A 14,399-nucleotide genomic window follows, 5' to 3' on the forward strand; every position below is an offset into this window, starting at 1 on the left:
TCAGGCCTCGACGATCGCGGTGAGGCCCTGGCCTCCGGCGGCGCAGATCGAGACGAGTGCGCGACGCTGGCCGGTCTCCTTGAGGTGCTTCGCGACCGACGCGATGATCCGCCCGCCGGTGGCGGCGAACGGGTGGCCGGCGGCGAGCGACGAGCCGTTGGGGTTCAGCTTGTCGCGATCGATCGGGCCCAGGGGTGCGTCGAGTCCCAGCTTCTCGCGGCAGAACTCCTCGCTCTCCCATGCGGCCATATGGGTGAGCACAGTCGAGGCGAACGCCTCATGGATCTCGAAGACGTCGAAGTCTGCGAACGTGAGGCCGTTGCGGGCCAGCAGTCGCGGCACGGCGTAGGCCGGTGCCATGAGGAGGCCCTCGCTGCCGGTGACGAAGTCGACTGCCGCGGCCTCGGCGTCGACCAGGTACGCGAGCGGTTCGATTCCGTGGTCCGCGGCCCACTCCTGCGACGACAGCAGCACAGAGGACGCGCCGTCCGTGAGCGGTGTCGAGTTGCCGGCCGTCATGGTGGGCGTCGCGGACAGACCGCGGCCGAACGCGGGCTTGAGTGCGCCCAGCGATTCCATCGTCGAGTCCGCCCGCAGGTTGGTGTCGCGTGAGACTCCCAGGTAGGGGGTGACCAGGTCGTCGAAGAAGCCGCGCTCCCATGCGGCCGCCATCCGCTGGTGCGAGGCCAGCGCCAGGGCATCCTGGTCCTCGCGCGAGATGCCCCATTCCGCGGTGGTGATCGCCTGGTGCTCGCCCATCGACAGCCCCGTGCGCGCCTCGCCGTTGTCCGGCAGCGCCGGCGCGAGATCGGAGGGCCGCAGGCGGGAGACGGCCCTGAGGCGCTGCGACATCGTCTTCGCGCGGTTGAGCTCCAGCAGGACACCGCGCAGCTCCTCGCTCACCGCGATCGGAGCGTCCGAGGCCGAATCCACACCAGATCCGATGCCCACGTCGATCTGTCCCAGACGGATCTTCTGGGCGATCGACACCGTCGCCTCGAGCCCCGTCGCGCACGCCTGCCCCAGGTCGAACGCGGGAGTCTCCGGAGACAGCGCGGAGCCGAGCACGGCCTCGCGCGTGAGGTTGAGGTCACGGGAGTGCTTGAGGACGGCGCCGCCGGCCACTTCGCCCAGCCTCTCCCCCGCCAGTCCGAAGCGGGCGACGAGGCCGTCGAGGGCACTCGTGAGCATGTCCTGGTTCGATGCGCGCGCGTACTGCTTATGGGCGCGCGCGAACGGGATCCGGTTGCCGCCGAGGATCGCTGCGGGTCGCGTGGGCTGCGGGGACTGGGTCATGGAGTGGGTCCTCTCTGGAGGGAACGCGTCTGAGGTGTCGCGTCTGGGGGTGTCGCGCGGACGGATTCAGTCAGCTCTGAGCCGATTCACCGGTACCGACCGTACCTGATACCGTCAGTTACATGAAAGCCCGTGCGATGACCGATGAGACCGTCCGCGATGGTCGGAGCCTCCGCTGGGAGCAGCACCGCCGCACGCGCCGCCGTGAGCTCCTGCGCAGCGCCCGCATCGCGATCTCCACGCGGGGCGAGACGGTGTCGATGGACGGCCTGGCGGAGGCGACGGGAACGTCGAAGACGGTGTTCTACCGGTACTTCCACGACCGTCGGGGGCTGCAGCAGGCGATGGGCGACTGGGCCATGGACGTGATCCGCCGGTCGCTCGATGAGGCTGGGCGCCCGGACGGCACTCCGCAGGAGGCGCTGGAGGCGATGATCTCCGCCTTCGTCGCCCTGGGCGTGCGGTCCCCCGCCGTCTATCGGTTCTGCGACTCCGTCGTCACCTCGGACGACGGCGGGGGCGCATTCCTCGACGACGTCGTCGACCTCCTGTGCGCGCGCATGGGACTGACCGGCTCCACGGAGCGGATGTGGGCCTCGGGCGCCGTGGGCTTCGTCCGCAGCTGCACCCTGAACTGGCTGGGCGACGACCGCTCGGCAGACACCGACTCGACCGAACAGTTCACCACCCGCCTCGCCACGTGGCTGTGGGCCTCACGAAAGGAAGACGAATGAACCGAGGGAAGACGCCGCTCACGATCGATGCGACGGTCCTGCGAGACGTGCTCGACGGCGAATGGGCCGAGGCCCGCCGGCGCATGCGCGACCTCACCGAGGATCCGTCGCTCCACCTGCCCGCCGACGGCACACTCGAGGAGCTGCGGGCTGCGACCACCGCAGGCATCGCGGCGGTCGCCGAATCCGGTCTCACACGACTGCCGCTGTCCGAGGGCGAGGGCGGCAGCAACAGCCACGCGGAGTACGTCGCGGGCTTCGAGGAGCTCGTCGCGGCATCCCCCAGCCTGCAGATCAAGGCCGGCGTGCAGTTCGGACTGTTCGGCGGGGCGATCATGCACCTGGGCAACGACGAACAGCACGAGAAGTGGCTGGACGACGCGCTGTCCGGCCGACTCCTGGGCAGCTTCGCGATGACGGAGATCGGCCACGGATCCGATGTCGCCGAGGTCGCGACGACCGCGACCTACGATGCGGAGGCTCAGGAGTTCGTCATCCACACGCCGTTCCGAGCGGCCACGAAGGAGTACATCGGCAACGCTGCACGGGACGCTCGTGCCGCGGTCGTGTTCTCGCAGCTCATCACGAACGGGGTGAACCACGGAGTCCACGCGTTCGTGGTCCCCGTCCGCGACGAGGCTGGCAGCGTCGTGGACGGCATCACCATCGAGGACGACGGGAAGAAGGGCGGACTCCTGGGCGTCGACAACGGTCGGATCGCCTTCGACCAGGTCCGGGTCCCCCGTGGGAACCTCCTGACCCGCTACGGGGCCGTCACGGCCGACGGGGAGTACTCGTCGCCGATCGACTCACCCGGACGCCGCTTCTTCACGATGCTCGGCACCCTGGTGCAGGGACGGGTCTCGCTCGACGGGGCCGCAGTCGTCGCGTCGAAGCTCGCGCTCGACATCGCGGTGCGGTACGCGCACGACCGGCGCCAGTTCACATCGACCTCACCCGTCGAGGAGACGCGGCTCATCGACTACCAGCGCCACCAGCGCAGGCTCATGCCGCTCATCAGCCAGACCTACGCGAACGCCATCTCGCACGACACGCTGCTGCACACGTTCGACGCGGTGTTCTCCGGCGCGGACGAATCCGGTGAGGAGCGCGAGCTGCTGGAGACGCAGGCGGCCGGGTTCAAGGCACTCAGCACGTGGGACGCGCTCGACACGATCCAGGAGAGCCGGGAGGCATGCGGCGGTGCCGGGTACATGGATGAGAACCGGCTCGTCGGCCTCTACGGGGACATGGACGTGTACGTGACGTTCGAGGGTGACAACACAGTCCTCCTCCAGCTGGTCGGCAAGCGGCTCCTCACCGACTACGCGAAGGAGCTCAAGGACATCGACTTCGGCGGTGCCGCCCGCTTCATCGGCGCGCAGGCCGCAGAGCACACCCTCTTCCGCACGGGCGTCGCGAACATCGGCCGGACGATCGGCGACCTCGTGACCACATCGGTGAGATCGAAGCGGGTCCGGTCGGGCAAGGTGCAGGAGGCACTCCTCTCCGACCGCGTCGAGACGATGGTCGCCTCGGTCGCCCAGGCGCTGCGGCCGGCGCGCTCGATGAGCCAGGCGGACAGCGCGGCGCTGTTCAACAAGCACCAGAACGAGCTCATCGAAGCCTCGATCGCCTACATCGAGCTGCTCAAGTGGCAGGGCCTCAACACGGAGATGCACCGGGTCGAGGACGAGGGCCGGCACCCGGACGAGGCGAAGATCCTGCGGAGGATCCGTGACCTCTACGGCCTCACCCTCATCGAGAAGCACATGGGCTGGCACAGCATGCACGGCCGCCTGCCCATGGCACGGGCCCGCCTTATCGGTCCGACGATCGACTCCCTGTGCGCGAAGCTCGCCGAGAACTCGCTCGACCTCGTCGACTCGTTCGGCTACGGCCCGGCGCATCGTCGCTCCCCGATCGCCGACGGGGCGGAGGCGGAGCGGCAGGACGAAGCCCGTGCCTACTACCGCGCCGCGCGTGCACGCTCTGACTGGCCGGTGGACGAGAAGGAGCTCAGGAAGCGAGCAGCTCGGAGATGAGCGCTCCGACCTGATCGGATTCCGTGAGGAAGCCGTCGTGGCCCGCCCAGCTGGTGATCGTCCTGAATTCGGCACCGGCGGGCAGGCTGTCGGCGAGCAGCCGCACCTGCGGAGGGGTGTAGAGCCGATCGCTGGTGACGGCGGCCACGAGGAACCGGCCCCCGGCTCCCGCGAGGGCCCGGCGCAGGTCCGCATCACGGCCTCGGCGGACGTCGTGGTCCATGAGCGCCTGTGACAGGGTCACGTACGAATCCGGGTCGAAGCGGCCCTGGAGCTTCCCCGCCTGGTGGTCGAGGTAGCTCTGGATCGCGTAGTACCTCTCCCCCGGTTCCTGTGCAGGAGCATTCGTCGCCTGCTGGCGCGCCTCGAACCGGTGGTTGAGCTCTGCATCGGCGCGATACGTCAGGTGGGCGATCTGCCGCGCGATGCCGAGGCCGCGCTCGCGATCCGCGCGGATCGCTGCGATCTGGATGTGGCCCCACGCGATCTGGTCCGCATCGGAGAAGGCGGGAGCCGCGAAGACACCGGTGCGGGCCACCCGGTCCGGGGCGATGAGAGCGGTCTCGAGTGCACGAGCGCCGCCCATCGACCCGCCGAGCACCGTGTGCCACACATCGATCCCCAGCTGATCCGCGAGCCGCAGCTCTGCGTGCACGGTGTCGCGGACCGTGATGAGCGGGAAGGCGCTCCCCGCGTGCTCAGCGCTCGTGGGGTCGGCCGGTCCCGTCGAGCCCGAGCAGCCGCCCAGCACATTCGCGCAGACGACGAACCAGCGGTCGGTGTCGAGCGTCCGGCCGGGGCCGATCAGCCCGTCCCACCACTCGTGGGCATGCGAGTCGCCCGTGAGCGCGTGCTCGATGAGGATCGCGTTGTCCCGCTGCGGGGACAGCACGCCGTACGTGTCGTAGGCGAGCGTCACGTCCGGGAGCACGACGCCGGTCTCCAGTGTCAGTGCTCCCAGACGCGCGGTGCGCGTGCGGTGCGAGGTCTCGGGGACGACAGTCGTCACTGGGCACCCTGGGTGTCCTGACCCGAGGAGGCTCCCGCCGCTGCCTGCGCGGCGGCGAAGCCCGTCTCCAGGTCCGCGAGGATGTCGTCGATCCCCTCGATCCCCACGGCCAGCCGCACGAAGCTCTGGTTCACGCCCGCAGCGACGAGTGCCTCCTCGCTCAGCTGCGAGTGGGTCGTCGAGGCGGGGTGGATGACGAGAGAGCGGACGTCGCCGATGTTGGCCACGTGCGAGTGGAGCTCGAGTGCGTCCACGAAGGCGACCGCCGCGTCGAATCCTCCGGCGATGTCGAAGCCGAGCACGGAGCCCGCGCCCTTCGGCAGGTACTTCTTGCCCAGTTCGTACCAGGGGCTCGATGAGTGTCCGGCGAAGTGGATCTTCTCCACCTGCGGGTGGCCGTCGAGGAAGTCGATGACCTTCTTGGCGTTCTCCACGTGGCGCTCGATGCGCAGGCTGAGCGTCTCGATGCCCTGGGCGATGAGGAAGGCGTTGAACGGCGAGGCCGCGGGACCCAGGTCGCGCAGCAGCTGGACGCGGATCTTGATGCCGTAGGACACGTTCGCGCCGAAGGGCGAGTCGGGGCCCAGGTCACGGCCGAAGACGAGGCCGTTGTAGGACTCGTCGGGCTCGTTGAAGCCGGGGAAGCGATCGGGGTAGCGCGTGTAGTCGAAGTTCCCGGAGTCGACGATGACGCCTGCGATCGACGTGCCGTGTCCGCCCAGGAACTTCGTGGCCGAGTGGACGACGACGTCCGCGCCGTGCTCGATCGGCTTGACGAGGTAGGGGGTCGCCATCGTGTTGTCGACGATGAGCGGGACGCCGGCGTCGTGGGCCAGATCCGCCACGGTCGCGATGTCGAGGACCTCGGAGCGCGGGTTCGCGATCGATTCGGCGAAGAACGCCTTCGTGTTCTCCCGGACCGCGTCCTTCCAGGCCTGGGGGTCGCCCGCCTCGACGAAGGTCGTCTCGATGCCGAGCTTCGGGAGGGTCACCGCGAAGAGGTTGTAGGTGCCGCCGTAGAGGCTGCCGCTCGCGACGATGTGGTCGCCCGCGCCCGCGACGTTCAGCAGCGCGAGGAACTCCGCCGACTGGCCGGAGGCGACGAGCACGGCGCCGACGCCTCCCTCCAGCGCTGCGACACGGCCCTCGACCGCTTCGTTCGTGGGGTTGCCCAGACGGGTGTAGATCGGGCCGAGGTCGGACAGCGCGAAGCGGTCCGCCGCGGTCTTCTGGGAGTCGAAGACGAAGGAGGTGGTCTGGTAGATCGGCAGCGCGCGGGCGCCGGTCTGCGAGTCCGGCTCCTGGCCGGCGTGGATCTGGAGGGTCTCGAACGCGGTCATGGGGAGCTCCTTCGCTGGAGGGCGCGCGGCGTGGGGCCGGGCACCGGACTGAGGTCCGTCAGTGTCGTACTGGGTCCATCGTGGCTGAACCCGCAGCCGACCGGCGAGGGGTGCGTCATCGAACGTCACAATCGGACTCTTCCGGTGTCACAGCGCGTCACTGGAAGTCATCGACGTCACTGGGGACCATCGACTTCACTGGAAGTCACGGGCGCGCGGGGCGATGTCCGTGGCGATCGGCGTCAGCCGGTGCGCATACAGGCTCACGACGGCGGCGCCCGGCGCGCCATCGGGACGCAGTGCCCCGTCCGCCCGCTGGATGAGGCCCGTCACCGCGAGGACGTTCTTCGTGAGTGCGATCCTGCGGTGCCGCTGCATAAGTCCGCGGGTGCACACGACGTTGAGCATGCCGAACTCGTCCTCGAGGTTGAAGAACGTGATCCCGTCGGCGGTCGACGGCCGCTGGCGGTGGGTGACGATGCCGGCGACCGTCACACGGGTGCCGTCGTGAACGTCCCACGCATCCCGCGTGGAGCCGTACCCGCGGGTGCGCAGAGCCTCCCGCAGCACCTCCGTCGGGTACCCGTCGACGGTCACCCCGGTCGCCCACAGCTCCGCGAGCGTCGTCTCGAAGGCGTCCATGCCCGGCAGCGCCGGTGCGGTCTCCGGGCCCGAGGTCCCCGGCAGCGTCGCCGGAGAGGCACCCGCCTGCCCGCCGGCCACCCACAGCGCCTCCCGGCGGTCCAGGCCGAGTGAGGCGAACGCGCCGGCCGTCGCGAGTCCCTCGAGTGCGCGGGTGGACAGCCCTGTCCGCTGGGCGACCTCGCCGACCGACGCGAAGGGGCCGTCGTCGCTGCGGGCGGCGACGACGACCTCGGCGGCGTCCTTCCCCACGTCCCGCACAGAGGCCAGGCCCACCCGGATCGCCAGTCCCCCGGCGGCATCCGGCCATCCGCCGCCGGACGCGGGGTCCGCCTCGAGATCCGCGAGCACCTGGGAGGCGTTCACGTCGACGGGACGGATGCCGACCCCGTGGCGGCGGGCGTCGGCGATGAGCGACTGCGGGGAGTAGAAGCCCATCGGCTGGGCGCGCAGCAGCCCGGCGGTGAAGGCCGCGTGATGGTGCCGCTTGAGCCAGGCCGAGTCGTATACGAGGTTCGCGAAGCTGATCGCGTGCGATTCGGGGAAGCCGTAGTTCGCGAACGCGGCGATCTTGTCGAAGATCGCCACGGCGATCTCCTCATCGACGCCGCGGGCTGCGGCTCCCGTGAGGAAGCGCTCGGACAGGAGTCGCATCCGCGTCTCGGACCGGCGGGATCCCATCGCGCGGCGCAGCTCGTCCGCGTCCGCCCCGGAGAACCCGCCCACGTCCATCGCCATCTGCATGAGCTGCTCCTGGAACAGCGGCACGCCCAGCGTCTTCTCGAGGCTCGAGCGCAGCAGCGGGTGGAGGTAGGTGACCTCCTCCTTCTGCTGCCGGCGGCGGATGTAGGGGTGGACGGATCCGCCCTGGATGGGGCCCGGCCGGATGAGCGCGACCTGGACGGCGAGGTCGTAGAAGCTGCGGGGAGCAAGTCGCGGCAGGGTGCCGATCTGTGCGCGGGACTCGACCTGGAAGACGCCCACCGCGTCGGCCGCGCAGAGCATGTCGAAGACCGCCGGGTCCTCCTGCGGGAGTGCGGCCCGGTCGATCCGCTCCCCCGTGTGCCGGGCGATGAGATCGATCGACTCGTGGAGGGCGGTGAGCATTCCGAGCCCCAGCAGATCGAACTTCACGAGGTCCATCGCAGCGCAGTCGTCCTTGTCCCACTGGACGACGGTGCGCCCCTCCATCGTGGCGGGCTCGATGGGGACGACCTCGCCGATCGGCCGATCCGCGAGGATCATCCCGCCGGAGTGGATGCCGAGGTGCCGGGGCGTCCCCAGCAGGCCGGCGGCGGCGGTGAGGACCGGGCCGGGCACCCCGTCCTCGTTGTCCCCCACCGGCTCGCCGGCTGCGGGCAGGCTCGACCAGCGGCGGATGCCCTTCGAGAAGGCGTCCTGCTGGCCGGGTGCGTAGCCCAGTGCGGAGGCCGCGTCCCGGACCGCCGACTTCGCCCGGTAGGTGATGACGTTCGCGACCTGTGCGGCGCGGTCTCTGCCGTAGTGGTCGTAGACGTACTGGATGACCTCCTCGCGACGATCGGATTCGATGTCGACGTCGATGTCCGGGTAGCCCTCCCGGTCAGGGGTGAGGAAGCGGTCGAAGAGCAGCCCGAAGCGCACCGCGTCCACCGCCGTGATGCCCAGGACGTAGCAGACGGCGGAGTTCGCGGCGGATCCTCGGCCCTGGCAGAAGATGTCGCGCTCCCGGCAGAACCGGGCGATGTCCCACACGATGAGGAAGTAGCCGCAGAAGCCCATCGATTCGATCGTGTCGAGTTCGCGGTCGACCTGCGCCCACGCCTGAGGCGCCGTCTCACGGGAGCCGTACCGGTGGAGGGCTCCGGGGAAGACGAGGCTGCGCAGGTGCTCGGCCTCCGTGTGGCCCGGCGGGATCGGAGTGGTGGGCAGGCGGGGTGCGGCGGCACGGAGGCTGAAGGCGGCCTCGGCGGCGATGCGCGCGGACTGGGCGACCGCGGCGCGGGGGAAGCGGGCGAGCATCTCCTCGCCCGTGTGGATGCGGGCCGAGGCGGTGGGCGGCAGCCAGCCCGCCATCGCGTCGAGGCTGCGGCGGGAGCGGACTGCCGCGCGCACCTGCGCGTCGCGGTGGCGGGCGCGGGTGGCGTAGTGGACCGCGTTCGTCGCGACGAGGGGCAGGCCCGTCCGCTCCGCGAGCTCCGTGAGGTGGCGGATGCGCTCGTCATCGTCCGGCAGCCCGTGGCGGGTGAGCTCGACTGCGAGGTTGTCGCGGCCTGCGGCATCGCGCAGGTTCCGCAGGGCGGTGAGGCCGCCGTCGGGGTCGTCTGGGTCGTCGAGTGCACGGGCGAGTGGTCCCTTCCGGCACCCGGTCAGCAGCTGCCAGGCCCCGGAGGTCCGTGTCTCCTCGAGGAGCTCCTCCGCGTGGAAGACCGGCCTGTTCTTCTCGCCGCGCATGTTCGCCGTCGTGATCGCGGCGGACAGGCGCCGGTAGCCGTCCACCCCGCGGGCCAGCACGAGGAGGTGCTCCGCGTCCGGATCCACCTGACCGGGGATGTGCTCCGTGAGGCCGATCGACAGCTCCGCGCCGAAGACCGTGGAGAGGCCCGCCTCTGCGGCGGCGGAGGCGAAGCGCGGGGCGCCGTAGAGGCCGTTGTGGTCGGTGAGGGCGAGTCCTGTGAGCCCTGCGGCGACCGCTGTCTCGACGAGCTCCTCCGGTTCCGAGGCCCCGTCCAGGAAGCTGAAGTCAGAGTGAGCGTGGAGCTCCGCATAGGGCGTCCCCGCGGGGACGCGGTGTGCCGGTGCCTTGTCGTGTGGAGTCTCGTCCGGCAGTCTCCGGGCAGGTCGAGTCCCCCACGATCCGACGGAGACGGGCAGATCTGTGCCGGGCTCGTCTGTGCTCGGCTGGTCTGTGCGCGCCTGCTCGGGTGGGGGCCGGTCGGAGAGCCTGCGTTCGAGCTCGGACCAGGGCGTGCGCGGGTTGAAGCCCGTCATGCGGCCACTTCCCTCATGCGTACTCTCCCAGCAGGCGCCAGCGCCCTTCCTCTTTGCACACGAGGAAGGCCGTGCCGTCGTCGGCGAGCACCTGGAGACGCACCCGGTACTGGCGGAGAGCAGGGTCCCACCAGCCGGTGTCGACGGGCCATGCTGACGAATGATCCACGATCCGGTACGCCCCGGATCCGGGGATGCGCAGAAGGGCGGGCGGCCTGTCGAGACCTGCCGGCCGGGCACTGACGGACGCGCCGGACTCATCGAGCAGCTCGATGGGGGTGTCGAGGACGCGTGCGGGGTGCGGGGCGGGGATCGTGCCCGGCCAGGGGGCCTCGGGATCGCGTGCGGCACGGGGCGTCTGCTGCCACGGCGTCCAGAGGTTCGTCTCACCGGGATCCCGACCTCCCTGCACGCCGGGGACCAGCACGGAATCGGGGCCGAACAGGCCCTGCACCCGCTCGAGGCTGTGGGAGACGTCGCCGGAGCTCCCGTCGAGGAGGCTGCGCTGGGTCTCGAGTGGGGCCGCGAGCTCTGCCGCGGTGAGTGTGAGGAGCGCGATCCCCTCGTCGAGACCGAGGTCGTCCTCGGGCGCGATCTCCTGGGCAGCCTCCTTCTGGGCAGCCTTCTCCTGTGCAGTCTCCTTCTGCTCGGACTCCTTCTTCCGCGTTTTCCGTGTCTTCCGCCCGGTCCGAGAGCTCAGCCAGCCCTCCGCCTGCCAGCGAACCCGGTCCGCGACCCGGTTGTCGTCCATGTCCTCGAGCCGCCACGTCCGCTCGTGGTGGTCCCCCGAGGTCGCGGTGAGCCGAATCGTCACCTGGGTGCACGCGAGAGATCGCCGACGGACCGAGGCGAAGAGCTCTGCGGCGGCGCTGCGGGCGCGGAAGGCGAGGACGTCCGTGCGCGGCGTCGGAGGTTCGAGCGGCGCCTCGACGGACAGGTCCGCTTCGCGCGTGTGGTCGCGCAGCCCTCGATCGCCGAGGCCCCGTGCCAGATCCCGAGCACGCATCCCCAGCCGTCCGAACCGGGTTCCCACGTCTGCAGGATCGAGCCGCGCGAGGTCGCCCAGTGTGCGGAGCCCCAGTCGGGAGAGCACGCTCACGAGATCGCTGAGGTCCTCCGGGTCGAGGGTCTCGTCGAGGAGGTCCGCGGCTTCGAGCGCGTGGACGGGTTGGACGGCGAGGAACTCCGGGGTGCGACCGGCTTCGACACGGGTGGAGGTGCGCGCGGCCAGGAGCGCGGCGAAGGGCGTGTCCGCGATCCCGGGCAGGAACTCCCAGCCGGTCGACTCCGTGAGTCTGGCGAGAAGATACTCCACCGCGGAGGCCTCATCCGCGTGGACGTGCTGCAGGGAGTCGGCCGGAACGCTCACCGCTCCGGGCCCCAGCACGGTGAAGCGGGCCACTGCGGTGTCGAGGGCCTGCGTCGCTGCGACGAAGAGGCGGGCCTCCCCTTCCGGATCCCACGCGGTGAGGACCAGGCCCGGGCAGCGGCTCCGTGCGGCCCGATTCAGCATGTTCCGGCTGATGCCCAGTGCTCGGGCCGGCGCATTCGCGGAGACGACCCGGTTCGCCCGCAGGACGGCGACGGGATCCGTGGCGGACAGGTCCGCGTCGATCGCCGCTGCGAGCGCTGGCCAATCCGGAACGATGAGGGCGAGGAGCCGCTGCGTCATGGGGCACCGTCGGAGCGTGTGGAGGAGTCTGAGACGAGACGGAGCGTCCCTGCGGGGACGCTGTGGGATACAGCGGCGGAGGCCACGGGAGCAGCGGAGGAAGAGGAGGGGCGAGACCGCGGAGCTGTGGTCGCGCCGTGGGAGTCGGGGAGGACGAGGGTGTGCTCGCCGGTGTGCGCGCTGCGCAGGCGCAGGGTCCTGCTGCGCAGACGGCCCGTGCCACGATCCGTCCCCTCCCAGGATTCCTCGAGGACTGTCAGCCGCTCGGAGCTTCCGGGGAACGAACTCCCACGCTCTTTCACTCCTCCCTTCGCTGCTCCAGGACCATTCAGCAGGATGAGGGTCGCTCTGCTGTCCCGGAGCTTGGCGGCGATCCGCGCTCGGTCCCCCGCCGAGGCGGAGAACCCCGGATCGACGACGAGCACGTCGAAGGACTCCAGCAGGATCGACGTCACGCGCATCCAGTCCTGTGCAGGGGTGTCCAGGCAGACGAAGCGTGACAGGTCGATTCCCAGATCCCGCATCGCTGAGGCCGCTGGTGCTCCCAGTCCGATGCCCGCACACCACCCTCCGTCCCGGGTCGTCTCCGCACAGCAGGCCAGCGCGAGGGAGAGCACGGCCCGCCCGCTGAGGGAGACGACTTCTCCCTGAGGAAGGCCTCCCCGCGCGAAGAGTCCTGCGAGTGCGGAGCCGACCGGCCGAGGGCGTGCCTGATCGATGAGGGCCGTCGCCGTGGGGATGCCCAGGGAACGACTCAGCTTCTGCGTGAGTGCGCGCGCATCCGTCACCGCATCTGCTGCGGCGGTGGCGGGTGTGGGGGCGACGGACATACCCCCAGTATCGAACACACGTTCGAACGCGGCAAGTGTGCTGGTGTCGCTCACGCAGAGCCCTGCGCCTGCCCGCCGGCCCGATGGTCGCGCAGTGTCCTCTCCGCATCGAACAGCCACGCGACCCCTGCATCGAGGGTGAAGCCCCACCCGCCGCCGATCGTCACGATGTCCGGCTCACAGGGCCCCAGTCGGGCATTCGGGAGGTCGACGAGTGACGGATGGGTGACAGACGTCGCGGGGGCGGGGTCCGCGGAATCGGGGCAGTCGGAGGGATCCGAGAGCAGCTCATCGCCTGCGCGGAGGAGCGCGCCCTCCTCCGTGTGGACGTCGAACCCCGACCCCGCGCGCAGGGCGCCGGTGAAGGGCCGGTCGGCGGCGCGGGTGATGCGCAGGCGGTTCTCGTGGACGGCGATGTGATGCGATCGGCAGAGGAGGAGCATGTTGTCCATGTCCGTGGGGCCGCCCTCGCTCCACATGCGGATGTGGTGAGCCTCCAGGCTGTGGCGGCGGGTGCAGTCGGGGAACTGGCAGTGGAGGTCCCTGGCGGACAGCGCGATGCGCTGCTGCGGAGATGCCAGTCTGCGGGAGCGCCCCAGCGCAAGCACGTCTCCGCTGGCGTCGACGAGGGCTCCGACCAGCTCGCCGCCGCAGGCCAGGCGAGCCGCCGAGGCGGTCGTCAGTGGGCCGCGCTCCGCAGCGTGGCAGCGCTCCGTCAGCCTCCGTGACGTCCCCGCGGGGACGTCTGCACCTTCTGCGCTCTCTGCACCCTCTGCGCCGCTGCCTGCACCGAGGGCCTCGGGCGAGACGTGCACGACGACTGTGGCGCGGGCCGCGCGTCCCCGGTCCTTCCGCGACATCTCATCCCGGTGCTCCCGCATGACCTCGAGGAGGGCATCGACCCGCGTCGCACGATGCTCGGCGCGCACGGGCGGTGGAGGGGACGCCTCTCCCCCGCTGTCGGGTCCGCCGTCGGCGCCGTCGTCGGATTCTTCCGTGCGGTCAAGGCGATCGCGGACTGCATCGAGCGCCTCCAGGAGTTCGACCGCATCGGCCTCCGGCAGATCCAGGATGATGCGGGTCCGCCCGTACTGCTGGGTGGAGATGTAGAGAGAGTCCTGCTCCAGCCGGCGAGGCAGACGAACAGTGACCGCGGCCTCCTCACTGCCGGGGGCCTCGGCGGACGATGCCAGGGGGACCCGGACCTCGGCGATGCCCTCCGGATCCGACGGGTCGAGTCGCCGATAGGCGGCGACCATCGCGGAGATCTGTGAGGCGGTCGCATGCCGGGTGATCTCCGCCGCCTCCTCGTCGTCGATGCGACCGCTCAGGCGAGTGATCTCGCGCGCCTTGCTGAAGGAGATCTTCCCCTCCTCCAGCAGGGAGGCGACCTGCGGCAGCGCGCGCAGGCCCCGCATGACCCGGATGTGCTCCCGTGCGGTGTGCGAATCCATCTCGCACACGAAGGACACCCACTGGGCGAGGGTGCGGACGCCGATCCAGTGCGTCCACGCCTCTGACCGGTCGATCTGGTCGAGCAGCTGCAGGAACTGCGCCTGCTGCCGGGCGATGCTGCCGGCGAGGCGACGCATGCGGTCCGCGATCTCCTGCGCCTCGTCGATCCCGACCGCGCTGGGGAGGCCGTCGCCCTGAGTGTCGTCGGTGCTGTCCGTCATCGCATCCTCCTGAGGTCCATCGGGTCCATCGGGGATGCGCGACGCCGTCGTCGCGGGTGGGCTCCCCGATCTGCTGCTGTGCTGACACAGTAGAAGGAGGCACGGACATGGAAGTCCGCTCAAAGGGATATCCGATCATCGAACTGCGCATCATGAACGATAGATAAACCGAACGGTCCGCTGTT

Annotated in this window: 9 protein-coding genes; 2 read left to right on the top strand and 7 right to left on the bottom strand. The window is 70.4% G+C overall.

The window, feature by feature from the left end; all coding sequences use genetic code 11:
- On the bottom strand, positions 1–1,296 hold the full coding sequence (locus BSP109_RS01685; protein ID WP_087006581.1) for an acetyl-CoA C-acetyltransferase: 1,296 nt from the start codon (positions 1,294–1,296) through the stop codon (positions 1–3).
- 122 nt (positions 1,297–1,418) lie between these two features.
- Between BSP109_RS01685 and BSP109_RS01690 the strand changes: the two genes are divergently transcribed.
- Both BSP109_RS01690 and BSP109_RS01695 read left to right on the top strand, forming a co-directional pair.
- Positions 1,419–2,030 carry a TetR/AcrR family transcriptional regulator gene (locus BSP109_RS01690; RefSeq protein ID WP_101599181.1) on the top strand — a complete coding sequence of 204 codons (612 nt, stop codon included), beginning with the start codon at positions 1,419–1,421 and terminating at the stop codon, positions 2,028–2,030.
- The gene (locus BSP109_RS01695; RefSeq protein WP_101599182.1) at positions 2,027–4,075 is read left to right on the top strand and encodes an acyl-CoA dehydrogenase; all 2,049 of its coding nucleotides are present in this window, start codon (positions 2,027–2,029) and stop codon (positions 4,073–4,075) included. The genes BSP109_RS01690 and BSP109_RS01695 overlap by 4 nt, the downstream gene beginning before the upstream one ends.
- Here the strand turns inward: BSP109_RS01695 and BSP109_RS01700 are convergent.
- The 6 genes from BSP109_RS01700 to BSP109_RS01725 all read right to left on the bottom strand — a co-directional run bounded on the left by BSP109_RS01700 (position 4,050) and on the right by BSP109_RS01725 (position 14,214).
- Positions 4,050–5,084 (bottom strand): homoserine O-acetyltransferase, encoded by a 1,035-nt coding sequence (locus BSP109_RS01700; RefSeq protein ID WP_087006586.1) that lies wholly within the window; start codon positions 5,082–5,084, stop codon positions 4,050–4,052. The genes BSP109_RS01695 and BSP109_RS01700 overlap by 26 nt on opposite strands.
- Positions 5,081–6,424 carry an O-acetylhomoserine aminocarboxypropyltransferase/cysteine synthase family protein gene (locus BSP109_RS01705; protein ID WP_087006588.1) on the bottom strand — a complete coding sequence of 448 codons (1,344 nt, stop codon included), beginning with the start codon at positions 6,422–6,424 and terminating at the stop codon, positions 5,081–5,083. The genes BSP109_RS01700 and BSP109_RS01705 overlap by 4 nt, the downstream gene beginning before the upstream one ends.
- A gap of 195 nt (positions 6,425–6,619) precedes the next feature.
- Complete coding sequence (locus BSP109_RS01710) at positions 6,620–10,036, bottom strand: error-prone DNA polymerase (RefSeq protein WP_101599183.1); 3,417 nt, start codon at positions 10,034–10,036, stop codon at positions 6,620–6,622.
- Positions 10,037–10,049: 13 nt separating this feature from the next.
- Positions 10,050–11,708: a DNA polymerase Y family protein gene (locus BSP109_RS01715; RefSeq protein ID WP_101599184.1), complete on the bottom strand. Its 1,659-nt coding sequence runs from the start codon at positions 11,706–11,708 to the stop codon at positions 10,050–10,052.
- The gene (locus tag BSP109_RS01720; protein ID WP_087006592.1) at positions 11,705–12,538 is read right to left on the bottom strand and encodes a hypothetical protein; all 834 of its coding nucleotides are present in this window, start codon (positions 12,536–12,538) and stop codon (positions 11,705–11,707) included. The genes BSP109_RS01715 and BSP109_RS01720 overlap by 4 nt, the downstream gene beginning before the upstream one ends.
- A 50-nt stretch (positions 12,539–12,588) precedes the next feature.
- Complete coding sequence (locus tag BSP109_RS01725) at positions 12,589–14,214, bottom strand: HNH endonuclease signature motif containing protein (protein WP_101599185.1); 1,626 nt, start codon at positions 14,212–14,214, stop codon at positions 12,589–12,591.
- Between the last annotated feature and the right edge of the window lie 185 nt (positions 14,215–14,399).

Origin of the sequence: Brevibacterium sp. Mu109 (genome assembly GCF_900169375.1) — a bacterium.
GTDB lineage: Bacteria > Actinomycetota > Actinomycetes > Actinomycetales > Brevibacteriaceae > Brevibacterium > Brevibacterium yomogidense_A.